This window comes from Priestia sp. FW507-14D1A, from assembly GCF_058781295.1.
Genome location: NZ_JBYSWQ010000005.1, coordinates 139,364 through 160,255 on the forward strand (window position 1 = coordinate 139,364; position 20,892 = coordinate 160,255).

At 39.2% G+C, this 20,892-nt stretch carries 22 protein-coding genes and 1 riboswitch; of the genes, 17 read left to right on the forward strand and 5 right to left on the reverse strand.

Going from position 1 to position 20,892, the window contains the following annotated elements; genetic code table 11:
- The first annotated feature begins 95 nt into the window (after positions 1-95).
- The 3 genes from AC3WJG_RS18290 to AC3WJG_RS18300 all read left to right on the forward strand — a co-directional run bounded on the left by AC3WJG_RS18290 (position 96) and on the right by AC3WJG_RS18300 (position 2,962).
- On the forward strand, positions 96-581 hold the full coding sequence (locus tag AC3WJG_RS18290) for a YusW family protein (RefSeq protein WP_016763933.1): 486 nt from the start codon (positions 96-98) through the stop codon (positions 579-581).
- Positions 582-767: 186 nt separating this feature from the next.
- Positions 768-1,358, forward strand: coding sequence for a superoxide dismutase family protein (locus AC3WJG_RS18295; RefSeq protein WP_216141901.1), 591 nt, complete (start codon positions 768-770; stop codon positions 1,356-1,358).
- Positions 1,359-1,474: 116 nt separating this feature from the next.
- Positions 1,475-2,962: an FAD-dependent oxidoreductase gene (locus AC3WJG_RS18300; protein WP_098432705.1), complete on the forward strand. Its 1,488-nt coding sequence runs from the start codon at positions 1,475-1,477 to the stop codon at positions 2,960-2,962.
- A 74-nt stretch (positions 2,963-3,036) separates the two neighbouring features.
- On the opposite strand, the gene AC3WJG_RS18305 is transcribed toward AC3WJG_RS18300, so the two are convergent.
- Positions 3,037-4,269, reverse strand: coding sequence for a helix-turn-helix domain-containing protein (locus AC3WJG_RS18305; protein ID WP_025752150.1), 1,233 nt, complete (start codon positions 4,267-4,269; stop codon positions 3,037-3,039).
- 308 nt (positions 4,270-4,577) lie between these two features.
- On the opposite strand from AC3WJG_RS18305, the gene AC3WJG_RS18310 reads away from it, so the two are divergent.
- From AC3WJG_RS18310 to AC3WJG_RS18320, 3 genes are read left to right on the forward strand one after another with little or no spacing between them, the layout of a single operon-like run.
- Positions 4,578-5,357 carry an SDR family NAD(P)-dependent oxidoreductase gene (locus AC3WJG_RS18310; RefSeq protein WP_028408699.1) on the forward strand — a complete coding sequence of 260 codons (780 nt, stop codon included), beginning with the start codon at positions 4,578-4,580 and terminating at the stop codon, positions 5,355-5,357.
- 12 nt (positions 5,358-5,369) lie between these two features.
- A complete protein-coding gene (locus AC3WJG_RS18315; RefSeq protein ID WP_028408698.1) occupies positions 5,370-5,672 on the forward strand; it encodes an ArsR/SmtB family transcription factor in 303 nt (100 codons plus the stop codon).
- A 13-nt stretch (positions 5,673-5,685) separates the two neighbouring features.
- Complete coding sequence (locus AC3WJG_RS18320; protein WP_098249837.1) at positions 5,686-7,086, forward strand: aldehyde dehydrogenase; 1,401 nt, start codon at positions 5,686-5,688, stop codon at positions 7,084-7,086.
- A 28-nt stretch (positions 7,087-7,114) separates the two neighbouring features.
- On the opposite strand, the gene tenA is transcribed toward AC3WJG_RS18320, so the two are convergent.
- Positions 7,115-7,804, reverse strand: a complete 690-nt coding sequence (gene tenA, locus AC3WJG_RS18325) for a thiaminase II (protein WP_013056845.1) — start codon at positions 7,802-7,804, stop codon at positions 7,115-7,117.
- A 95-nt stretch (positions 7,805-7,899) separates the two neighbouring features.
- Positions 7,900-7,997, reverse strand: a riboswitch (TPP riboswitch).
- 226 nt (positions 7,998-8,223) lie between these two features.
- Here tenA and AC3WJG_RS18330 point away from each other — a divergent pair.
- The 3 genes from AC3WJG_RS18330 to AC3WJG_RS18340 all read left to right on the forward strand — a co-directional run bounded on the left by AC3WJG_RS18330 (position 8,224) and on the right by AC3WJG_RS18340 (position 10,966).
- Positions 8,224-8,970 carry a TspO/MBR family protein gene (locus AC3WJG_RS18330; RefSeq protein WP_060745764.1) on the forward strand — a complete coding sequence of 249 codons (747 nt, stop codon included), beginning with the start codon at positions 8,224-8,226 and terminating at the stop codon, positions 8,968-8,970.
- Between the two features lie 302 nt (positions 8,971-9,272).
- Entirely contained in the window at positions 9,273-9,455 is a 183-nt protein-coding gene (locus AC3WJG_RS18335; RefSeq protein WP_013056847.1) for a hypothetical protein, read from the forward strand.
- Positions 9,456-9,631: 176 nt separating this feature from the next.
- The gene (locus tag AC3WJG_RS18340) at positions 9,632-10,966 is read left to right on the forward strand and encodes a sodium-dependent transporter (RefSeq protein WP_098249835.1); all 1,335 of its coding nucleotides are present in this window, start codon (positions 9,632-9,634) and stop codon (positions 10,964-10,966) included.
- A 31-nt stretch (positions 10,967-10,997) separates the two neighbouring features.
- Here AC3WJG_RS18340 and AC3WJG_RS18345 read toward each other — a convergent pair whose 3' ends face one another.
- Complete coding sequence (locus tag AC3WJG_RS18345) at positions 10,998-11,573, reverse strand: cell wall hydrolase (protein ID WP_050688712.1); 576 nt, start codon at positions 11,571-11,573, stop codon at positions 10,998-11,000.
- Between the two features lie 250 nt (positions 11,574-11,823).
- Between AC3WJG_RS18345 and AC3WJG_RS18350 the strand changes: the two genes are divergently transcribed.
- From AC3WJG_RS18350 to AC3WJG_RS18370, 5 genes are all read left to right on the forward strand, one after another.
- Positions 11,824-12,855, forward strand: coding sequence for a LacI family DNA-binding transcriptional regulator (locus AC3WJG_RS18350; protein ID WP_060745760.1), 1,032 nt, complete (start codon positions 11,824-11,826; stop codon positions 12,853-12,855).
- Positions 12,856-12,944: 89 nt separating this feature from the next.
- Positions 12,945-13,670 carry a ThuA domain-containing protein gene (locus AC3WJG_RS18355; protein WP_060745759.1) on the forward strand — a complete coding sequence of 242 codons (726 nt, stop codon included), beginning with the start codon at positions 12,945-12,947 and terminating at the stop codon, positions 13,668-13,670.
- Between the two features lie 32 nt (positions 13,671-13,702).
- The gene (locus AC3WJG_RS18360; protein WP_098249833.1) at positions 13,703-14,728 is read left to right on the forward strand and encodes a Gfo/Idh/MocA family protein; all 1,026 of its coding nucleotides are present in this window, start codon (positions 13,703-13,705) and stop codon (positions 14,726-14,728) included.
- A gap of 12 nt (positions 14,729-14,740) precedes the next feature.
- Positions 14,741-15,745, forward strand: coding sequence for a Gfo/Idh/MocA family protein (locus AC3WJG_RS18365; RefSeq protein ID WP_034275886.1), 1,005 nt, complete (start codon positions 14,741-14,743; stop codon positions 15,743-15,745).
- A gap of 1 nt (position 15,746) precedes the next feature.
- The gene (locus AC3WJG_RS18370) at positions 15,747-16,715 is read left to right on the forward strand and encodes a sugar phosphate isomerase/epimerase family protein (RefSeq protein WP_221840446.1); all 969 of its coding nucleotides are present in this window, start codon (positions 15,747-15,749) and stop codon (positions 16,713-16,715) included.
- 68 nt (positions 16,716-16,783) lie between these two features.
- Here the strand turns inward: AC3WJG_RS18370 and AC3WJG_RS18375 are convergent, their stop codons facing one another.
- The gene (locus tag AC3WJG_RS18375; protein ID WP_098249831.1) at positions 16,784-17,392 is read right to left on the reverse strand and encodes a DNA-3-methyladenine glycosylase; all 609 of its coding nucleotides are present in this window, start codon (positions 17,390-17,392) and stop codon (positions 16,784-16,786) included.
- Between AC3WJG_RS18375 and AC3WJG_RS18380 the strand changes: the two genes are divergently transcribed.
- Together AC3WJG_RS18380 and AC3WJG_RS18385 are read left to right on the forward strand one after the other, a co-directional pair.
- Positions 17,370-17,639: a hypothetical protein gene (locus tag AC3WJG_RS18380; protein WP_098967283.1), complete on the forward strand. Its 270-nt coding sequence runs from the start codon at positions 17,370-17,372 to the stop codon at positions 17,637-17,639. The genes AC3WJG_RS18375 and AC3WJG_RS18380 overlap by 23 nt on opposite strands.
- A gap of 215 nt (positions 17,640-17,854) precedes the next feature.
- Positions 17,855-19,354, forward strand: coding sequence for a UDP-N-acetylmuramoyl-L-alanyl-D-glutamate--2,6-diaminopimelate ligase (locus tag AC3WJG_RS18385; protein ID WP_253352781.1), 1,500 nt, complete (start codon positions 17,855-17,857; stop codon positions 19,352-19,354).
- Between the two features lie 97 nt (positions 19,355-19,451).
- Here AC3WJG_RS18385 and AC3WJG_RS18390 read toward each other — a convergent pair whose 3' ends face one another.
- A complete protein-coding gene (locus AC3WJG_RS18390) occupies positions 19,452-19,958 on the reverse strand; it encodes a hypothetical protein (protein ID WP_098249829.1) in 507 nt (168 codons plus the stop codon).
- 169 nt (positions 19,959-20,127) lie between these two features.
- Between AC3WJG_RS18390 and AC3WJG_RS18395 the strand changes: the two genes are divergently transcribed.
- Positions 20,128-20,592: a GNAT family N-acetyltransferase gene (locus tag AC3WJG_RS18395; RefSeq protein WP_060745754.1), complete on the forward strand. Its 465-nt coding sequence runs from the start codon at positions 20,128-20,130 to the stop codon at positions 20,590-20,592.
- Positions 20,593-20,892: the final 300 nt, after the last annotated feature.

Genomic DNA, 20,892 nt, shown 5'->3' on the forward strand with positions numbered 1-20,892 from the left:
TCTTTTTAGAGAGCGGGGTTTTCTAGTGAAGGCGTATAAAAATCAAATTTGTGGACATAAAGGGAAGGAAGAGTGAAGTCAAAGGAGGAAATACAGTGAAGAAACGACCCTTTTTCATATTCTTTTCCCTTATAAGTATTAGCGTGCTTTCAGCGTGCCACAATGATGATGCAGCGCCGGCAAAAGAAGCTCAAAATAAACAAGGCGTGACGAATGGCGGAACGCCGATGAGCTATGATAATCAAAGCGAAAACACATCTTTTAACTTTTCAAAATTTGATTTAGAAGTAGACTATAAGGGGCTCAACAATGATTATGAAGCCGACTACGAAAATGAAAATGATGAGATAGAAGCCAAAGTGGATGATAATATTAACGATGAGCACTTGAACGGAGACAAAGCTTTTAATAAATTATCTTCAAAATTTAAAAAGTTAAATTTTGATCAGCGCACGCCCGATGAAGATGTAAAAAAAGAAGTAATCGATGCGTTTGGTCTAAAAAAAGATTTTCAGTCGTTTGAATTAGAAGTTCGTTTTTCAAACGGAACGGAAAAAGAGTACAACTTTAAACAGAAGTAAGACGTTAAAGCAAAGTATTTTAGTTGAAGGAAAATCCGAACGATGAATCGATTCTTTATTAAGAATCCAACTCGTTCGGATTTTTTCATTGGTAAGGTGAACGTATGTCTCAATCTTATTTTTGATGTCTAAAAAAAGGAAAATAGTGAAAGGATGGTGATAAATAAGAAAAAGGAGGAATCACGGATGCAAAAGTTGATAATGAACGGATGCGTAGTCTTTGTTCTGTTATTGTTAGGAGCATGCAGCATGGTAAAAGAGCAAAATAACGCTCATGAAAACCACCTGAAAACAGAGGAAGCAAAAGAAACAAGCGAAGTATCTGTAGAACCTGTTAAAGTGGATTTAACAAATACATCGGGTAAAAAAGTAGGAGAGGCTACCCTGTCAGAAGCAAAGAACGGCGTGCACATTAAATTAACTGCTCAAGGTCTTTCACCGGGGAGACATGGATTTCATATTCATGAAATAGGAAAATGTGAGGTGCCGGATTTTAAAACAGCGGGTGCCCATTTTAATCCTTTTAAACGTGAACACGGCTTAAAAAATACAAAAGGCCCGCATGCAGGTGATTTGCCCAATCTAGAAGTTGCTCCAAATGGCAAAGTAGATACAGAAATTTTTGCTTCTCTTGTCACTCTGCAAGAAGGAAAGCCGAATTCTCTTTTGGATATGGATGGATCAGCATTAGTGATACATGATAAAGTCGACGATTACACAACGGATCCTTCAGGAAACTCAGGAGATCGGATTGTTTGTGGAGTGATTACGAAATAAGCCAAAAAGCTGTGAGATCATTCACGGCTTTTTTATTTCAGTAACGAGCCGCTTCTAAATTGCGGTGAGCCTCTTTTTTTTGCACAATAGAAGAAAGAGCTAAAGAAGGTGAAAACATGCATAAGCAAGTTGTCGTAATAGGCGGAGGAATAGGTGGTTTAACAGCGGGAGCGCTTTTAGCTAAACATGACTATCAAGTGACGGTTTTAGAGGCTTCTCGAGAATGGGGAGGCTGTGCAGGGAAATTTCAGCGTCATTTGTATACGTTTCCTGTTGGGGCGACGCTTGGAATGGGATTTGAGCACGGAGGGATACATGAGCGAATCGGCACGTACCTTGGCCTAGAAATTGAAAAGGTTTCTCTTGAGAAAATCATGAAAGTTCATCTTCCTCATCGTACACTGATTTATTATCAAGACCGGTATCAGCATATTTCCTATCTTCAAAAACAATTTCCTCATAAAGCAAAAAATATTAGGAGCTTTTATGAAAATGTTTTTAGAATTGCAAAAGAAATTCGCAAGCTTATGCAGTCTCTGCCGGTTCTTCCTCCTCTAACAGTCGGTGAGTGGAGCAGGCTGGTAAGTTCGTTGAATTTTGGTTCTGTGAAGCTGTTGCCTTATTTCCATCAATCGTTTAGTTATTTACTAAAAAAACACAGCTTGCTAGACGAAGCGGACTTTCTTCATTTTGTTGATGGTCAATTAATAGACAGCATGCAGACAACGAGTGAGAACTGTTCAATGCTTATTGGATGTTTAGCGTTAGATATTTATCACGAAGGTGCTTTTTATGTGAATGGCGGCTTATACAAAGTCGCAGAAGCGCTGCAAAAATCGATTAAAGCCAGCGGAGGAAAAACGATTCTAGGAAGGAAAGTGGTAAAGATAGAGCGTGATAATGACGGGTGGATCGTGCATGATCATAGAGGTAACCATTACCGTGCATCAGACGTTGTATGCAACGCGCCGGTTCAAAGCTTAAAGTCTTTGCTGCATGATGAAGATTACCAGCATATTCATAAGCGGGCAAAAGAAAAAAGCGAGCTTCCGCAGTGGGGAACGTTTTCGATGTATTTTGCGATTGATGAAAGAGATCTGCCGCAAAAGGTAGAGTTGTTTCAGCAAGTACTTCAATCCGAACAAGGGGAAATGACGGAAGGAAATCATTTGTTTCTCTCAGTCTCTCATCCTGACGATCGTTTTCGAGCGCCTGAAGGCAAGCGTACAATTACAGCGTCTACTCACATTGATCTTAGCAAGTGGAGTACCAAAGAAGCCTATGATCTTCAAAAACAAGTTCTTGAAAAAAAAATGGTAGCAGGCATTAAAACCATTATTCCTGGCATTGAAAAAGCAGAGCATCAAATTTCGGGAGCTCCTAAAGCATGGGAAAGGTTCACTTCTCGCCCAAGCGGCGGAGTGGGAGGCTTTCCGCAAACGTTAGATCATGCCTTGTTCAACAGCATTTCACATCGATCTGGCTTACAAGGAATGTGGTTATGCGGAGATACAGTATTTCCAGGAGCAGGAACTATAGGCGTATCGGTAAGCGGCTATCATGTTTTTCAAAGTATAACGTCTCATCGCCACGCGTTACCTTAACATTTCTTACATACAAACTACTATTGTTCATACTATTAAAAAACACCGGCCCTATTACCATAGGGCCGGTGTTTTCAGGAGAGAAACAGCTTCCACCACTTCCTTTTTCGCTTCATATCAGCAGCGGCGGTTTGTCTAAAGGTTTGGACAAAATCACTAAACATCTCTTCGCGTTCAGCTACGCTTTGACGATGAAGCTTACGTTCTTTCTCCATTTCTTTTAAATAATAGACTCGTTCCTCATTCATTGAATCAATTAAATCACGAAGCTCTTCTGTCGTATTAGTTGAAGAATTGTTTAATTTTTCAACCATAAATTTTACTTGATTCATCGCAACGGTGGAATTGCTTGAGAATCGGTCTAATAAATACTGCATTTCTTTAGAGGATTCATCCGCATTCTCCATGACATCTTTCATGAACAGGCGCATATCCTCGGTTTTCTCTTCAGCGATTGTTGAATAATCTTCAATCAAAGAAGTGACTTCATCAAACGATTTTTCGTTAGAACGGATAATTTTTTTAGACATATTCTCTACATCTCTTGCGCTGCGTTCTGAAGACTCAGAGATGTATGCCCCGACCGACTCCACCATTTCTACAGTTTGAGTAGCACTTTTTTCAAGCTCTCTTTTTACTTCTCCGACAATTTCTTCGCGAACTTCATTTCGCATACCTTCCCGCATTTCTTTTAACAAATCAGCTTTAAATGTATCAAGTACCTCAAACACATCTTCATAGCGGCGAACAGCTTCTACTAATTCCCCTTGAAGCAGTTCTTTTTCATTCACAACAAGGTCGTTTGGTTTTGGCTCTTCAATAGAAGCAGAAATAGCCTGCTTTTCTTCTTCAGTAGCTAATCGTGCTTCAGGTATAGGAGGGGTCTTCTCTTGCTTATTTTCTGAAATGCTTTCCTGCTTTTCAGCAGCTTTTTTCTTTTCTTGCTTCATTTGTTTATTGGAATGTTCTTGAAAATCAATGACGTTTTCTTTTTTAGCAGTTTTCAACTGTGCCGGTTCTTCTTCTTTTGAAACCGCTGCCTCTGATTCCATCACTAAATGCTCCTGTTCTTCTTGTTCTTTTATCAGCAGCTGAACGTATTCTTTGACTTCATCTAACGTACATTGTTCATCAAACAGCTGTTTAATATCATTAAATAATTCAATTTGTTCCTCTGTATAGACACGGGCCCCATCTACTCGTTCAATTGTTAAATAGCTGCCCAATAGTTTTTCCCATTGTTTTAGCGTTTTCTTTTCTACCTCTAATTGATCACTTACTTTTTTAATTGTATATGTCTCCATCATTTTTCATTTCCTCCCTTATCTATTTTCATCCAACTATGTAATGGATTATTTGTTGTATGTTGTATTCACCATATCTTCACTTGTTTTCCTGCTAGGTGACAAAGGTTGTCAAAACTAGACGACATTAGCCTTCTATGTAAAGAAAACGCATATTTTGTAAAAAAATGTACATAAATGCGCAAATGGCAAAAATGAAAAACATAAAAGAAAAGAAGAGTATAGAAAACAGTTGACGGGAAAAAATGAATCCTATAAGATAAGTTTAAATGTTTAAGCTCTTGAACATATAAACATAAGGAGTGAACACTATGTCACAGCATTATGCGCTCATCACGGGTGCGTCGGGAGGAATAGGTAAAGAGTTAGCTTATCAATTCGCAAAGGATGGGCATCCTGTAATTTTAGTTGCCAGAAGCGCTGATAAACTAACAGCGATTGGAGAGAATTTAAAATCTACTTACAATATTGACGTGATAACGGTTGTTAAGGATTTATCAAGAGAAGAAGAGATACAGTCACTATATGAAGAACTTAAAAATAAAAAAATACACGTTGACTATTTAGTGAACAATGCTGGTTTTGGACTATACGGCAAATTTATTGAAACAGCTTTAGACGACGAGTTAAACATGATTGATTTAAATATTCGAGCGTTAACTCATTTAACAAAATTATTTTTACCGGATATGGTCAGAAGAAATCAAGGTAAAATTTTGAACATTGCGTCCGTTGCTGCATTTATGCCGGGTCCGCTTATGACGGTGTATTACGCAACAAAAGCGTACGTATTGTCTTTCACAGAGGCCCTTGAAAATGAATTAAAAGGTACCAATGTAACGGTAAGCGCTCTATGCCCGGGTCCAACTAAAACGGGTTTTAGCGACCGAGCCCAGCTAAGCAACTCCAAGCTTTTTCAAAGCGGTGCAATGGATGTAGAAACAGTAACGAAAGTTGGCTATAAAAAATTTATGAAAGGGCAGACGGTTATCGTACCAGGAGTGCAGTTTCGTCTCGCTACGTTCATCCCGCGCTTCGTGCCAAGAAAGTGGCTTACATCCGTTGTCCGCAGAACACAAGAAATTAAATAAAGGAGAATCTATATGAGTCAAAAAGCAGTCGAGTTATTTCGTGCCAGCATTCCTATTTTTCAGGCGCTAAGTGATTCAGCAAGACAAGATATTATTTTGCTGCTCGCGGAAAAAGAGCCTTTAACCGTAAATGAAATTGCAAAGGAGTCTACGCTATCACGACCGGCAATTTCTCATCATTTAAAAATTCTACGCGATCAAAAGCTTGTGCAAATTGAGCAAAAAGGAACGCAGAGATATTATTCATTAGCTTTAAATGAGGCAGTTGAGCTATTAAAAAACTTGCTTGCTACAGTTGAAAGCGAATGTTTATAGGGAGATGAAAGAGATGAACCACGAGCAATTTTATATCACAGATGAAACGGTCATTGAGCATATTGTCTCTACACAAAAGCAGTATTTCTATGCGCAAAAGACAAAGAGTATCAGCAGCCGCATTCAAGCGCTGAATAAGCTAAGAGAAATAGTCAAACAAAATGAGCAGAGAATTATGGATGCTTTAAAACAAGATTTAAATAAATCTGAAGTAGAGGCCTACACGTCGGAAATCGGGATTTTACTAGAGGAGATTCGGTTTACGCTTAAACATTTAGCAAAATGGATGAAGCCTAAAAAAGTAAAAACCGCTTTAACACATGTGGGCTCTAAAGGGAAAATTGTTCCTGAACCGTATGGAGTTGCGTTAATTATTGCTCCGTGGAACTATCCGTTTCAATTAGCACTGTCTCCTTTAGTGGGAGCGATTGCCGCTGGAAACACGGCGATTATAAAACCTTCTGAACTAACGCCTAGCGTATCTCGCGTTATACAAGAATTACTGGCTGAAGCTTTTGACCCAGCATTTGTGACGGTGGTTGAAGGGGCTGTAGACACGACAAGTCTGCTTTTAAAACAGCCCCTTGATTATATTTTCTTTACGGGAAGTGTAAATGTAGGGAAAATTATTATGCAAGAAGCAGGGAAGCAGCTTATCCCCGTCACGCTTGAGCTAGGCGGAAAAAGTCCGTGCATTGTACATGAAGACGCAAACCTAGATCTTGCAGCGAAGCGAATTATGTTTGGTAAAGGGATGAATGCAGGCCAGACGTGCGTTGCTCCTGATTATTTGCTCGTGCATAAAAAAGTGAAAGCGCCGCTTGTAGAGAAACTTCGCGAAGCAATTTCTCAATTTTACGGTAGTAATCCACTTGAAAGCGACCGCTACGGCCGTATTGTCAGTGAGCGTCATTTTACTCGGCTAGTTGAGTTTTTAAAAGACGGAAATGCTATAGTTGGAGGCGGGTACAATAAGGACACGCTAACAATAGAACCTACGGTGTTAAGTGAAGTAAGCTGGACATCAGACGTTATGCAAGAAGAAATCTTTGGGCCTATTCTTCCTATGATTGAATATGAAACACTAGACGAAGTCATTCATAAAGTTCAAGAAAAAGCTAAGCCGTTAGCTCTTTACTTATTTACAGAAAGTGAAGATGTGCAAAACGTCATAACGGAGCGCCTTTCATTTGGAGGAGGCTGTATAAACGATACGCTTATGCATATCGCTACGCCATATTTGCCGTTTGGCGGAGTGGGAGAAAGCGGCACGGGTCAATATCATGGAAAAGACAGCTTTCAGACATTCACTCATTTTAAAAGCATGCTGTCTCAAACAACCAAGTTTGATTTGTCATTCCGCTATCCTTCGGAAAAACAAAGCTTGAAAATGATCAAAAAACTATTGAAATAAAAGAGCCTCCTGATAGGAGGCTTTTTCGTTATTTTGAAAGGGAAAGCTGAGAAAGCGGCCATTTTTCTTGGGTATATGCCATTTCCCAAAATAAATACTCCAGTTCACAGCTTTTGATGAAGTGATCTTTCATACGGTTACGTTCTTCTTCAGTCGCTTGTTCGGCGAGTTCATCAAGCTTGTTACAAAACCATTGTGTTGTGCCATTCATTTCTTCATTATTATAAAACTGAATCCATTCATAAAAAGGATGAGAAGGAGATGGATTTACTTGTTCTGTAATGCGCTGGCCAATTTCAACGTACGTCCATGGACATGGAAGAAGCACTGCAATGATTTCTGCTAAGCTGCCTGTATGCGCAACACTTGTCATATGGTTAATGTAGTGGCTGGCCGTCGGTGAAAGCGTCTCAGTGTGAAGGTCTTCATAACGTACGCCTGCTACTTCACAAAAATTATTGTGAGGGTGTACTTCACTATGTAATACCGTAGAAATGCCGGCATTAAAGGCTTCCATTTCGGTACGCGTGCGGCATTTTGTTAAAGCAGCGCCGTAAATGCGAACAAATGCTGTTAAGTATTCGTAATCTTGAGAAACGTAGTGAATAAGCGCTTCTTTTGGCACGTTTCCTTCAGCAATTCCTTTAATAAAAGGATGGTTAAAAATGGCTTCGTAAATATAGTTTGCTTCTTGTCTTAATTGAGATGAAAATGACATCAAAATCCTCCTTTAATATGAGGAAGTCACAAACAAGCACATAAAGGAAATAAAAAACACTCCGTTTATAAACGGAGTGGCAAAGGACAGTAAAAAACTGAACATTGCCACTTTCCTACGCTGGTATGAGCCAGATCAGGTTCAAAGGGATCAAGAAAACTTGTCTCAGCCGGTGGCACCCCTAGTGGACTTCCTATTAATCTAAGTTTAACTTACCATATATTCTGAAAAATAGAAAGCGTTATGGGAAATTGTGTGCTAACCGCTTTTCTTTCTTAAAGAGGAAATTTCTTAAAGCTATTTTTAATCATTTTTGTTTAAAAATGCATATTTTTAGGGAAGAAGAGGTATTAATGAAGGGAAGAGCCGTTTTCGTCTCCGAAACACTCCCATATAAATAGAAGAAAGGAGAGAACAAAATGGCGAAATTTCGTTTGTATGCTGTATTAAATACAGTAGGCTTGGCTATTACACTGCTTGTGAATTATTTAGCAAATGCCATTCCAATAGGAGGCAAAACAACGGGAGAAGCTTCTGCGCAAGTTCCTACGTTGTTTACACCAGCGGGTTATGCCTTTGCTATCTGGGGCGTTATTTATTTGTTATTAACCATTTGGGTTATACGCCAATTTTTTGCAAGAGAAGATCAAAAGGAAATATATGCACGTATCGGCATTTGGTTTTTTCTAAACTGTTTGTTAAATAGTGCGTGGATCTTTATTTTCCAAAACGATTACTATAAGTTATCTCTTTTAGTTATGCTCTTTATTCTAGGCACATTAATGATTGTGTATTCCATTATTCAGCATTCTCGAATGACGACATGGTTTATGCGTCTGCCAATTTCGCTTTATCTTGGATGGATTTCTGTTGCGACTATCGTCAATGTGTTTGTCGTATTTCAAGCAAATGGAATACAGCACTTGCTTGGCTTAAACGAGTTAGCATGGACGATTATTATGCTGCTGGTAGGAGCTGTGCTGGGCATCATGTTTACATTAAAAAACCGAGACGCTGTTTATCCGCTTGTTTTTATTTGGGCTTATATTGCCATTGCAGTGAAGCAAAGTGGAAATCAGCCAATTGTCATGACTGTCATTATTTCGATTGTTTTATTAGCAATTGCCATTATTGTGGGACTGATTAAACGCTATAGACGTTTTTAAAAAGAAGCTCTAGCTTTTGTAAGCTAGAGCTTTTTATGATGCTCTTTTGATTGTAAAAAAGCAGCTGTAAAAGCAATTAAGCTAATTAAAATACCAAAAGGAACAACAATTGGTACGAATGATAAAATAAATGTCATAAGTGTAACCTCCATGTTGCATCGGTGCATAATGAAAAATTCAACTTTTTTAAATTGAAGTTCCGCTATTATAGTATGCTAGGCTTTATGTTTGGAGCCTATATGTTTAGAAATAAACGAAAAAGGCAACATACGTTACATACAGGTTATATAGGAGGAGTTAAAATGGAAACATATTTAGTCGCTTACACAGATAAAGATGATATGGAATATAAACAAGTGACGTGCGAGAGCTATGAAGATGCAGAGCGTACGGTCCTTCGTTTAGAGAGAGAAGGGCATATGCATATTGAAGAAATTTCAAATCAAGAAGCCTACCGTGGAGATGAATCATCGTACAGAGAATAAATTTTGAATAGAAACACCGACCTTAAAATGAAGAAGTAGCTGCTTCTTCATTTTTTCTATTCTATATAGATATCGTTTTATAGAAAAAAGTAAAACGTGAATGATTTTCTTCTGCATTTATGGTACAGTACTAATCAGGTGAGTTTTGAGTTTAGAAGAGGAGAGAGTAACATTATATGAGTAAAGGAAATCAGTGGTCTTCACGCCTCGGTTTTATTTTAGCATCTGCTGGGGCAGCAATTGGTCTAGGAGCGATATGGAAGTTTCCATACGTAACGGGAACCAGTGGCGGTGGAGCATTTTTTGCGTTGTTTATTTTATTTACGATTTTTATTGGATTGCCGCTTCTGTTGGCAGAATTTATCATTGGAAGACATACGGGAAAAGAAGCGATTAGTGCTTATAAGGCAATTGCTCCAAAATCCGCTTGGGTATGGATTGGCAGGCTGGGAGTACTAAGCTGTGTCGTTTTGCTTTCCTTTTACAGCGTCGTTGGCGGCTGGGTGATTTTATATACGATTATGAGTGTAACCGGTATGCTAAGCGGAAAAGAGTACGGCGCGTTGTTCAATGCCGTCATTAGCCAACCTTATGTAGTATTAGGTGCACAGGCGCTGTTTTTATTAATTACAGTGTTTGTTATTTCAAAAGGCGTACAAAAAGGAATAGAGCGTGCTAATAAATACATGATGCCGCTGTTATTTATTTGTTTTATCATTATCGTGGTGCGTTCTCTAACATTAGACGGAGCAATGGACGGAGTAAAGTTCTTTTTAAAACCGGATTTTTCAGCCATTACAGGGTCATCTGTTCTCTATGCGCTCGGTCAGTCGTTTTTCTCGCTTTGCGTGGGATTATCCTGCATGGTGACATATAGCTCTTATTTAGGGAAAAAAGTAAGCTTGACGCGTTCAGCTGGCACTATTGCTATTTTGAACTTGTTTGTTTCGCTGCTGGCGGGCTTGGCTATTTTTCCAGCCGTTTTTTCGTTTGGATTAAAGCCAACTGAAGGACCTGGACTTTTGTTTGTGGTCTTGCCAACAGTATTTGAGAAAATGCCGTTTGGTACCGTCTTTTTAGCACTGTTTTTAATTTTATTTCTATTTGCTACGCTTACGTCTGCTTTTTCACTTCTGGAAATTATCGTAGCTGCTTTAACCAAAGACGATCAGACAAAACGAACTCGCTACGCTTCTTTATCAGGGATTCTTGTGTTTGTGGTAGGTATCCCATCAGCGCTTTCGTTTGGTGTACTAAAACATGTTTCACTTTTTGGCAGAAGTATATTTGACGTAGCTGACTTTTTTGTGAGCAACTTAATGCTGCCTCTTGGAAGTTTAGCCATTGCGATTTTTGTGACATTTAAAATGAAAAAAGAAGCCGTGTATGAAGAGTTTATTTCAGGAAGTACAAAAGGTGTTAAATTATTCAACGCATGGTTCTTTCTAGTTAAATACGTATTGCCTATTATTATTATAGCTGTTCTATTAAGCTTACTTGTTGCATATTAAAAAAAAGCACTCATCTGAGTGCTTTTTTTGTTTATTTTGCAAAAACGTGATTTCCGATTGTAATCGTAACCTGTTTTTGACGAAGCCATTGGTCGCTTGTTTTATCTGGATTAAAGAAGAATAATGAACCTTTTCCTTGACCTCTAAAAGCTAGTGCTTCATTTACAGCTTTTTTTGCTTCAGCATCCGCTGCTTTATTAATTTCACCGTTTTGTACAGGTGTAAACTGTGTACCTTGATAAATGACATCATGAATAGAGTTTGGGAAAGAATCGCTATCCACGCGATTTAAGACAACTGTTGCTACAGCCACTTTGCCAGCGTAAGGTTCGCCTTTTGCTTCAGCTTGTACAAGGCGAGCTAACAATTCTTTATCACTTTCGCTAATAGAGTTAGGGATTGTTAGTGTTTCATTTGCATTAATAGAGTCCGTAGATTTGTGATTCGCTTCTTTTAACTGTTTAACCGTAACGCCGTATTCAGCGCCAATCTTGTAAAGAGTCTCTCCCGATTTTACGCGATGAGTTGTTTCAGCGGCATTTGCCCCGTGACTCATGCCGAACATAGGAACTGCCAGTGCTCCAATAATTGCTAGTTTCTTAAACATAAAGTAAGTACCTCCTAAAATCCTTTTGAACGCCCCTTTTATCACGGATCGGTGCGTGCTGTGCACCGAACTTTATATGTACGTTTCAAAGATTAACAGGTGTCAATACATCTTGTCACTGCTTAAAACATGCCAATCTAGGAAGATATTATAATAGTTAACAGATAATTTGAAAAATACGTTGACTGATAATAAAGGAGTGAATTATAATGAACGAGTAAATAGTTAACCGTTTAACTGGAGAGATTTTATGGGAGAAAAGATAACGATTCGTGATGTAGCGAAGCATGCAGGGGTGTCTGCAGCTTCAGTATCTTACGTCTTAAACGGAATTAACAAAGTATCCGATGAAACAAAAGAGCGAATCTTAACAGCGGTAAAAGAATTAAACTACGAACCAAATTTAACCGCCGTTAGTCTCTCGAAACAAAAGTCAAATATGATTGGCGTTATGTTCCCGCTTACAGATGATTCACTTTCTACTATATTTAAAGATAACCATTATTACAGCGAAATGATTAGTGGAATTGAATATGTAATCCGCAAGCATGGTTATGATCTAGTCATATCTGGAGCGAGTAGCCCAGCTGATTGCCTAAAATGGATTCGAACGAGAAATATTGATGGTCTTCTGTTTTTAGGAGCCTTCCCTCATCGATTGTATGAGAAAATGAAAGCGTTATCGAATCCGATTGTGCTAGTAGATACATATGAAAAGTACGAACGTGATTATCATCATATTTCTGTAGACGATGAGCATGGAGGATATCTAGCTACAACACATTTAGTGAATTTGGGGCACAAAGAAATTGCCTTTGTTGCTCATCACCTCGTCAATAGTCCAGTGGATAAAAAGAGGTATATAGGCTACGAGAAAGCATTAAAAGAAGCAGGCATTACACCATCAAAGACGTTTGTTTTTGAAGTGAACGAAAGTTCCTTTGATAACGGTTACAAATTAGGGAACAAGCTGCTGCAAGATCATAAGGATATTCGTGCGGTTTTTGCATCCTCTGATACGCTAGCGCTTGGAATTATGAAAGCACTGCAAGAAAAGGGGAAAAAAATTCCGCAGGACTACTCAATCGTAGGGTTTGATGACATAACGTTTAGCAGCTATGCATCTCCAAGTCTAACAACCATTCGTCAAGATGTATTTAACAAAGGAGTCGTCGCCGCGACGTCTGTTATTCAAGCAATTGAACACCGTTTCAGCACGCTACAGCATGTGAAATTATCGGTTGAACTTATTATTCGAGATTCGACTGCTAAGCGCGGGTGAATCACAGTAAGTTAACCGGTTAACCAAAGTTTAGCATTTATAAAAAAAGGGGATATAAGTTAGCATTCACAAAAAAAGGGGATATGAAAATGATTAATGTTACAGTATGGAATGAAAATCGTCATGAACAGAAAAATCCGGTGGTAAGAGAAATTTACCCTGAAGGCATTCACGGTGCCATCGCTTCTTTTTTAGAAGAAGGAGGATTTCGTACGCACACCGCAACATTAGAAGAAGTAGAACACGGGTTGACTGAAGAAGTATTAAATCAAACGGATGTTTTAGTATGGTGGGGTCATTTAGCACATGACGAAGTAAAAGATGAGATCGTTGAGAAAGTAAAGCAGCGCGTGCTAGACGGTATGGGGCTTATTGTCTTACACTCAGGTCACTTTTCTAAAATTTTCAAAACGTTAATGGGCACAAGCTGCGACTTAAAATGGCGTGAAGCAGATGAAAAAGAGCGCTTGTGGGTAGTAGAACCGAGTCATCCGATTGTGGAAGGTATTGGTGAATTTATCGAGCTTGAGCGCGAAGAAATGTATGGAGAGCACTTTGATATTCCAGCACCTGATGAACTGATTTTCACGAGCTGGTTTGAAGGCGGAGAAATTTTCAGAAGCGGCTGCACGTACAAACGCGGAAACGGAAAAGTATTTTATTTCAGACCTGGACATGAAACATATCCAACATACCATAACAAAGACATTCAGCGTGTCATTATGAATGCGATTAAATGGGCGAAGCCAGCAGAGAGAAAACGTCCGGTTTACGGCAATGCGCAACCGCTTGAATCAATCGCTGTTAAAAACTAATTAATAATGCTTAAGCAAAGGGGATAGGAAAGATGGCAAAAGTAAAAATTGGCGTTATTGGGTGCGGAAGCATTGCGCAACACCGTCACTTACCAGAATATAAGATGAATGAACAAGTAGAATTAGTAGCCGTTTGCGATATAAACACAGAACGTGCAAACAGCGTAGCACAGCAGTACGGTGTAAAAGCTTACACAAACTATGAAGAACTTTTAGCAAGCGGTACAGTAGAAGCAGTGAGCGTATGTACGCCCAACTATCTTCATGCGCCTATTTCGGTTGCAGCGTTAAACAGCGGAGTTCATGTCCTGTGTGAAAAGCCGATGGCAACATCAGAAGAAGAAGCGAAAGCAATGATTGAAGCAGCAAAAACAAACGGTAAAAAACTAATGATCGGACATAATCAGCGCTTTGTAGCTTCTCATCAAAAAGCTCGTGAACTTATTGAAAAAGGGGAAATCGGTAAAATTTATAGTTTCCGTACGGCTTTTGGCCACGGTGGCCCTGAAGGTTGGAGCGTGGACGGAAAAGACAGCTGGTTCTTCAAAAAAGACGAAGCGTTTATTGGGGCTATGGGTGATTTAGGCGTTCATAAAACCGATATGCTCCGCTACATATTGAATGAAGAAATTGTAGAAGTCGGTGCATTTGTAGAAAGCAATGCAAAAGACTTTGCAAATGTAGACGACAATGCTGTGTGCGTATTAAAAACGGAAAGCGGGATTATCGGTACGCTTGCGGCAAGCTGGGCTTACAATGGAAAAGAAGATAACTCCACGATTGTTTACGGAGAGAAAGGGATTCTTCGTTTGGAGGACGACCCGACGTATTCATTAGTTGCACAATATGCAACGGGTGAAGTCGTGAACTATGAATTAGGAAAAATTCAGTCGAACGATGAAGGCGGCCAAGGTAATTCTCACGTCATTGAACAATTTGTAGATGCAGTTGCAGAAGATAAAGAATCTCCTGTTCCTGGTGAAGAAGGATTAAAATCACTTGCTGTTATTTTAGCAGCTTTAAAATCAAGTCAAACGAAACAAATTACGCGCGTGTAAGAGGTGAAAAACGTGAGAATTGGCATAATCGGAGCAGGAGGGATTGCTGTAAGCAGGCATATCCCGGCATTCAAACAACTGGGTGATGAATGTGTGATTTGGGGGCTTAGCGATATTAATAGTGAAAGAGCCACAGAGGTAGCCAATGAGCATAATATCCCTCACGTATTTGTTGATTACAAAGATATGTTTAAAGAAGTGGATGCTGTATGTATTTGTACACCGAATAAATTTCACGCCGAGTTTGCAGTAGAAGCGCTAAAAGCAGGCGTTCACGTCCTATGTGAAAAGCCAATGGCGATGTCTAAAGAGCAAGGTGAAGAAATGCTTGCTGCTGCTAGAGAATCAGGTAAGCAGTTAGCGATTGCGTATCATTACCGATTCATGAAAGAAGCGCAGGCAGCGAAAAAAATGATGACAGAGGTAGGGCGCCCATTAGTTGCACGTGTCAGAGCAATGCGTCGCCGAAAGGTTCCCGGTTGGGGGGTATTTACGAACAAAGATCTTCAAGGAGGAGGCAGCTTAATTGATTACGGCTGCCATTTGCTTGATTTAACGCTTTGGCTGATGGGAAACCCAAAGCATACTGAAGTGCTGGGAAGTACATATAATGACCTGAGTAAAACGCCTAACCAATTAAATCAATGGGGAGCATTTGATCATGAAGCATTCAGCGTGGATGATCATGTAACGGCCTATATTAAATTTGAAAATGGAGCGTCGCTTCTTTTAGAAACTTCTTGGGCTGCTAATATCGAAGATGATGAAGAGCACGTAAGCATATCAGGGGTAGATGGCGGTTTAAGCGTGTTTCCGTTTGAACTATACACGTCTAAAAACGGTATGCTCATGAACAGTACGTCACCTTGGATAGATGGAGAAGATGATTACAGCCTAAGTCAGGCTAAAAATTTCGTTGAAGCGTGTAAAGGAAATGCTGAATTAGTGGTAAAGCCACAAGAAGCGCTTCAAGTCTCAGCTATTATTGACGAAATATATCGCACAGGGGGAAATTAAAATGAAACTTGGAGTATTCACGGTCTTATTTGCGGATCTTTCTTTTGAAGAGATGTTAGATAAAGTAAAAGCAGCAGGTCTTCATGCTGTTGAAATCGGAACGGGGGGCTATCCGGGAAACAGTCATTGTCCGTTAGATGAGCTGCTTGAAGATGAACAAAAAAGAGAAGCCTATATGAAGCAGATAAAAGACCGCGGACTTACAATCAGTGCATTTAGCTGCCACGGCAATCCTATTTCACCTGAGGCAAGTTTTGCAAAAGAATCTGACAAAACGCTTCGCAAGACCATCCAACTAGCATCATTAGTAGGTGTTCCAGTGGTTAACTGCTTTTCTGGAACAGCAGGAGATCACGAAGAAGCGAAGTACCCAAACTGGCCTGTTACTCCTTGGCCTAACGAGTATGGAGACGTCTTGAATTGGCAGTGGGAAAATAAGCTTGTTCCTTATTGGAAAGAAATTGGAGAACTAGCGGAGGAGCATAACGTGAAAATTGGTTTAGAACTTCACGGCGGATTTTTAGTCCATACTCCGTATACGCTGCTAAAGCTTCGCGAAAAAACAAGTCCAGCGATTGGCGCTAACCTTGATCCAAGTCATTTATGGTGGCAAGGAATTGATCCGGTAGGAGCTATTAAAATTTTAGCAAAAGAAAATGCCATTCATCATTTCCATGCAAAGGATACGTACTTGGACCAGGATAATATTAACATGTACGGCCTGACGGATATGCAGCCATACGGAGAAGTCCAAACGCGTGCATGGACGTTTAGATCCGTAGGATGCGGACATGATGTGAAAGAGTGGTCTGATATGATGAGTGCACTTCGCACATACGGATACGATTATGTAGTCAGCATCGAGCATGAAGATCCAATCATGTCGATTGAAGAAGGATTTAAACGCGCGGTTACAAACTTACAAAGTGTATTAATTGAAGAAACTCCCTCACAAATGTGGTGGGCGTAAGCAAAAAGAAGCATCTCTAAAAAGAGGTGCTTCTTTTATTTTCGTTAATAAATCAATTCGTCTTTTGTTCACCTGAACTTCGATACAAACGGGTGATTGGTAACCCAAAAGCGCCAAGGGTAATCCTTCGCTTCACCAGAATTATCAATGCCAACGCGAGGTCCGGCGGAAATCTCTGAAGGAGTGAAGCCACGAGCAATATAAAGAGGAGGGCTGGTTAAATCATGACCGTACAAATCCATTGAAACCCCTAGTGCTTTTGTTAGTTTCCCAGGACCGTTTGTCCAATTTATTTCATTTTCCATCCCTCGACGTCTATTTTTCATCAAATTTTTTCCGCTAAATGGCTCAATAGCTCGAATGAGGACGCCTTCTGGACAATCGATGTCGCTGCTTACAACATTGAGTAGACAATGTGTATGCATTGTATGCGTATAGGCATGACCAGGAGGACCGAACATGACCTCCGTTCTTTTTGTGCGCCGGTTATTAAAGCTATGAGCTGCTCGGTCGAAAGGCCCTTTATAAGCCTCTGTTTCTACAATGAAACCAGATGCAGTTCCTTCCGCCGTTTCGTGAACAAGAAGACATCCTAACAGCGACTGAGCTAATTCAAGTGTAGGCTGTTGATAAAATAAAAGAGGAAGTGGTTCAATGTCTAAAAGAGAACGCGTCATTTGCTGTAGTCCATCCTTTCAAAACAGAGTCATTCACGCTGTTATGCGCATCTTTTATTATGATGTTTTCTTTGTTATTTTGCAAAGAGAGGCACTGATTCATACAGTAATCTTTCTTACCCCACGTTCAAGTATTGATCATGATTCAACTTACTCTATGAAATTATTTTATTTTAAAGAATGGTTTCGTTTTGCACGTATAGGGGGAATATTTTACTACAATGCTTCGCTTTTGCTGCTGGTATGATATACACAGTTCATCCATATTTTACATACTTTTAGTTTTAAAAAATAGTGATCCGTCTTTTCTTTATTTTCGTTCTACACATGAAAGCAAAATAAGAAGATTGAATTGTAGAAAGTTCTTTATAAATGGAAATAAAGAAAAAATATCCTTCAAAGAGTATTTAAGGGATTTTAGAACATATTAAAAATAAAATTTATACACTGTGAGGAATAGCTATGAACATCCACTTTGATACATTAATGAACTTATCAATTAAACATATTTTTGGGCCTGCATCTCAAACGATCAACCATTTGACATATCACTCAAAGCAGGTTTACGACGGATCAGTATTTTTTAGTATAAAAGGTGAAAATGAAGATGGACATCAATATATTAAAGAAGCTATAGCTAGAGGAGCCGTAGCAGTCTTTGGGACAAGCATTGAGGAGCTGCGTCTTTTGAGCACTCAGTATTCTCACTGTACGTTTTTAGCTGTTGATGACGTTCGCAAAGTAATGGCCTCTTTTTCTAAAATGTATTTTGATTATACGGATGAAAAAATTGAGACAATTGGCGTTACAGGTACAAATGGTAAAACAACCGTAGCAGCTTACGTAAGGTCGCTTTTAACTCTTTTAAAATTGCCGACAGGATCGATTGGCACGACCGGCATTTGGTCATCAAGGAAGAAGTTAGTTTATAAAAAAAGTACGCCTACAACACCTGAATCGGTAGACTTGCATAAAATTTTTTATGATTTGTATACACGAGGCGATGAAGCGGCAGTGATGGAAGTATCTTCAATTGCGATTGATCAGCAGCGAGTAGAAGATATTTATTTTGATGTCGCCATTCACACAAATCTTTCAGAAGAGCACTTAGAGTATCATAAAACGTTTGAGCACTATAAAAAATGCAAGATGAAATTATTTCAGCAGGCAAAACATGCCGTTATTAATATAGATGATCAGGACATGGGTAAAGACTTGAGCAGGCTATTTGAAGGACCTAAAGTCACGTATAGCTTATTAAATAATGCGGAGGCAACTCTGCAAGCAAAAAACATTACTGTCAAAGAAGGGGGCTCTTTCTTTGATTTACTTTATAAAGGACAGTCATACAAAGTAGCAGTGCCTGTATATGGCGATTACAACATTGCTAACGTGCTAGCGGCCATTGGTACAGCTCTTCATTTTGAATACCACATTGAAGATATTATTAGCGTGCTTCCTAAATTGGAAAGTCCAGAAGGACGCTTTCAAGTGATAGAAGGTCCTAATAACCAAAAAGTGATTTTAGACTATGCCCATACCCCTGTTGCCCTTACGCGTTTAGTAGAAGAAGTAAAAAAGATGGAGTATAACCAGCTCATTGTCATGATTGCAGGGATCGGCATTCGAGATTTTAATAAAATGCCTAAAATGGCGCGTGTCATTGAAGGAAAAGCTGATGGAATTGTCGTAACTGTTGATCATCCAGGTCATCATGATCCGAACGTGATTGTAGATCAAGTAATGACAGGTTTTTTAAATCCAAGCGCAAGTAATATTCACCGTGCCCCTACTCGAACAGAAGGAGTATTAAAGTCGCTTTCTTTAGGAAAGCCGAATGATATTATTTTACTTACAAGCGGCTGTATTAACGGCGCTCAGCTTGTAAAAGGAAACGAAATTCCGCATTCAGATGAAGAAATTATTGCCTCTTATTATGCATCGTTAAGCAATATTTCCTAATACTCTTCTTCGTTTATCGAACGAACGTGGAGAAATTGAAACAGCATACGAAAGAAGGTCTCTTACTATTTTTAGAGACCTTCTTTTTGCATCAAAACTATAGGCTGTTTTCTCGCTGTGTTTTTAGTTCTTCAATTTTTACATCATGTTCTTTAGCCAGCTTTTTAATAGCGGCATTGTAATCGCGTATCCCTTTTCGTGCCTCATCAAGCATAGCGTTTGCCTCAGCAATAAGGTTGCGGTCCTGCTTTTCTAAAGCGCTGACAATTTTAATGAAAGCATTATACTGGGTATTGGCAGCCTTTATATAGCCTTCATGAACCTTTCGAAGATCGTCGGTTTCTACATCGATGTTTTCCAGTTCGTCGACAAATTTACGATAGGTAGGAATGACTTCACTCGTCATCGTATCATACATCACTGCGTCACTTGTGTAGTTAGCGCCTGTAACAGAATCGTATGCGTCAATCGCTTCTTTTTCAAGCTGAGCGGCTTTTTTTAAATCTTGATTGTTATAGTCGATTAAATCATCTTGAACAGGATCACTAAAGCAGGCGGATAATAAAAACAAAAGAGGGACAAGACAAAATAAAACCTTCTTCAACGAATTTCACCTCCGTTTAACAATGTATGAAACATCTGCTTGGCAAAGTCGATTTTAATAACTGTGAAAAAGAAGGGAGTGTATAAAAGGATTTTTAAAGGTTGACAGTGAATTTATTCATAAGTAGGTTTGTAGTTGACCGCCCGTTAGTAGCAGGAAGGAAGAGAAAATGATTAAAATAAAAAGAGACCACTTAACGAACAATGAAGTTATTGAACTAGTAAGTTCTCACCTTCAAGGAATGAACTTACATTCACCTCCTGAAAGTATTCATGCTCTAAATATTGAAAGCTTAAAACACCGTGATATTACGTTTTGGAGCGTGTGGGAAGACAGACAGCTAGCAGGGTGCGGGGCTATAAAAGAGCTAGATGAGCATCACGGAGAAATTAAATCGATGCGAACAGCCGCGGCTCATTTGCGAAAAGGCATTGCTAGGGAGCTGCTGCAGTACATAATAAATGAAGCGAAAAAACGAGGATACCGACGCTTAAGCTTAGAAACAGGATCCGCTTCTGCTTTTGAACCGGCTAGAAAGCTATACGCCAGTTTTGGGTTTTACGAGTGCGAACCGTTTTCTACCTACAAAGAAGATCCATACAGTGTATTTATGACAAAGAAATTGAATGACTGATTAAAAGAGGCCGGAACAAAAGTATTTTAGTCAAAGAAGATCCGAACGATGAATCAAAATTTTTAATCAAGAATCCAACTCGTTCGGATTTTTTTATGGTGATGGTGAACGTAGGTTTCATATATGCAGTGGCTTCTAGCGGTCGATTTAGTTATGTCTCAACCTCATTGTTTTTTGTTTTGTCATAATTCATATAAAAAGGTATAAACTAGATTTTTTCACTAGACAAAAAGGATTTTCCTATGTAGTATAGGTGTCAGATAATACAAAACGAATGTTCAGTATAAATAATAAATGTGC

Bases quoted from the DNA above. Each gene is read 5' to 3' on its own strand.
- AC3WJG_RS18370 (WP_221840446.1), top strand. From the start codon at position 15,747: ATGAAACTTGGAGTATTCACGGTCTTATTTGCGGATCTTTCTTTTGAA.
- AC3WJG_RS18315 (WP_028408698.1), top strand. From the start codon at position 5,370: ATGAGTCAAAAAGCAGTCGAGTTATTTCGTGCCAGCATTCCTATTTTT.
- AC3WJG_RS18385 (WP_253352781.1), top strand. From the start codon at position 17,855: ATGAACATCCACTTTGATACATTAATGAACTTATCAATTAAACATATT.
- AC3WJG_RS18300 (WP_098432705.1), top strand. From the start codon at position 1,475: ATGCATAAGCAAGTTGTCGTAATAGGCGGAGGAATAGGTGGTTTAACA.
- AC3WJG_RS18320 (WP_098249837.1), top strand. From the start codon at position 5,686: ATGAACCACGAGCAATTTTATATCACAGATGAAACGGTCATTGAGCAT.
- AC3WJG_RS18335 (WP_013056847.1), top strand. From the start codon at position 9,273: ATGGAAACATATTTAGTCGCTTACACAGATAAAGATGATATGGAATAT.
- AC3WJG_RS18305 (WP_025752150.1), bottom strand. From the start codon at position 4,269: ATGATGGAGACATATACAATTAAAAAAGTAAGTGATCAATTAGAGGTA.
- AC3WJG_RS18340 (WP_098249835.1), top strand. From the start codon at position 9,632: ATGAGTAAAGGAAATCAGTGGTCTTCACGCCTCGGTTTTATTTTAGCA.
- AC3WJG_RS18310 (WP_028408699.1), top strand. From the start codon at position 4,578: ATGTCACAGCATTATGCGCTCATCACGGGTGCGTCGGGAGGAATAGGT.
- AC3WJG_RS18350 (WP_060745760.1), top strand. From the start codon at position 11,824: ATGGGAGAAAAGATAACGATTCGTGATGTAGCGAAGCATGCAGGGGTG.
- AC3WJG_RS18375 (WP_098249831.1), bottom strand. From the start codon at position 17,392: ATGACGCGTTCTCTTTTAGACATTGAACCACTTCCTCTTTTATTTTAT.
- AC3WJG_RS18360 (WP_098249833.1), top strand. From the start codon at position 13,703: ATGGCAAAAGTAAAAATTGGCGTTATTGGGTGCGGAAGCATTGCGCAA.
- AC3WJG_RS18380 (WP_098967283.1), top strand. From the start codon at position 17,370: ATGTCTAAAAGAGAACGCGTCATTTGCTGTAGTCCATCCTTTCAAAAC.
- AC3WJG_RS18330 (WP_060745764.1), top strand. From the start codon at position 8,224: ATGGCGAAATTTCGTTTGTATGCTGTATTAAATACAGTAGGCTTGGCT.
- tenA (WP_013056845.1), bottom strand. From the start codon at position 7,804: ATGTCATTTTCATCTCAATTAAGACAAGAAGCAAACTATATTTACGAA.
- AC3WJG_RS18345 (WP_050688712.1), bottom strand. From the start codon at position 11,573: ATGTTTAAGAAACTAGCAATTATTGGAGCACTGGCAGTTCCTATGTTC.
- AC3WJG_RS18355 (WP_060745759.1), top strand. From the start codon at position 12,945: ATGATTAATGTTACAGTATGGAATGAAAATCGTCATGAACAGAAAAAT.
- AC3WJG_RS18295 (WP_216141901.1), top strand. From the start codon at position 768: ATGCAAAAGTTGATAATGAACGGATGCGTAGTCTTTGTTCTGTTATTG.
- AC3WJG_RS18395 (WP_060745754.1), top strand. From the start codon at position 20,128: ATGATTAAAATAAAAAGAGACCACTTAACGAACAATGAAGTTATTGAA.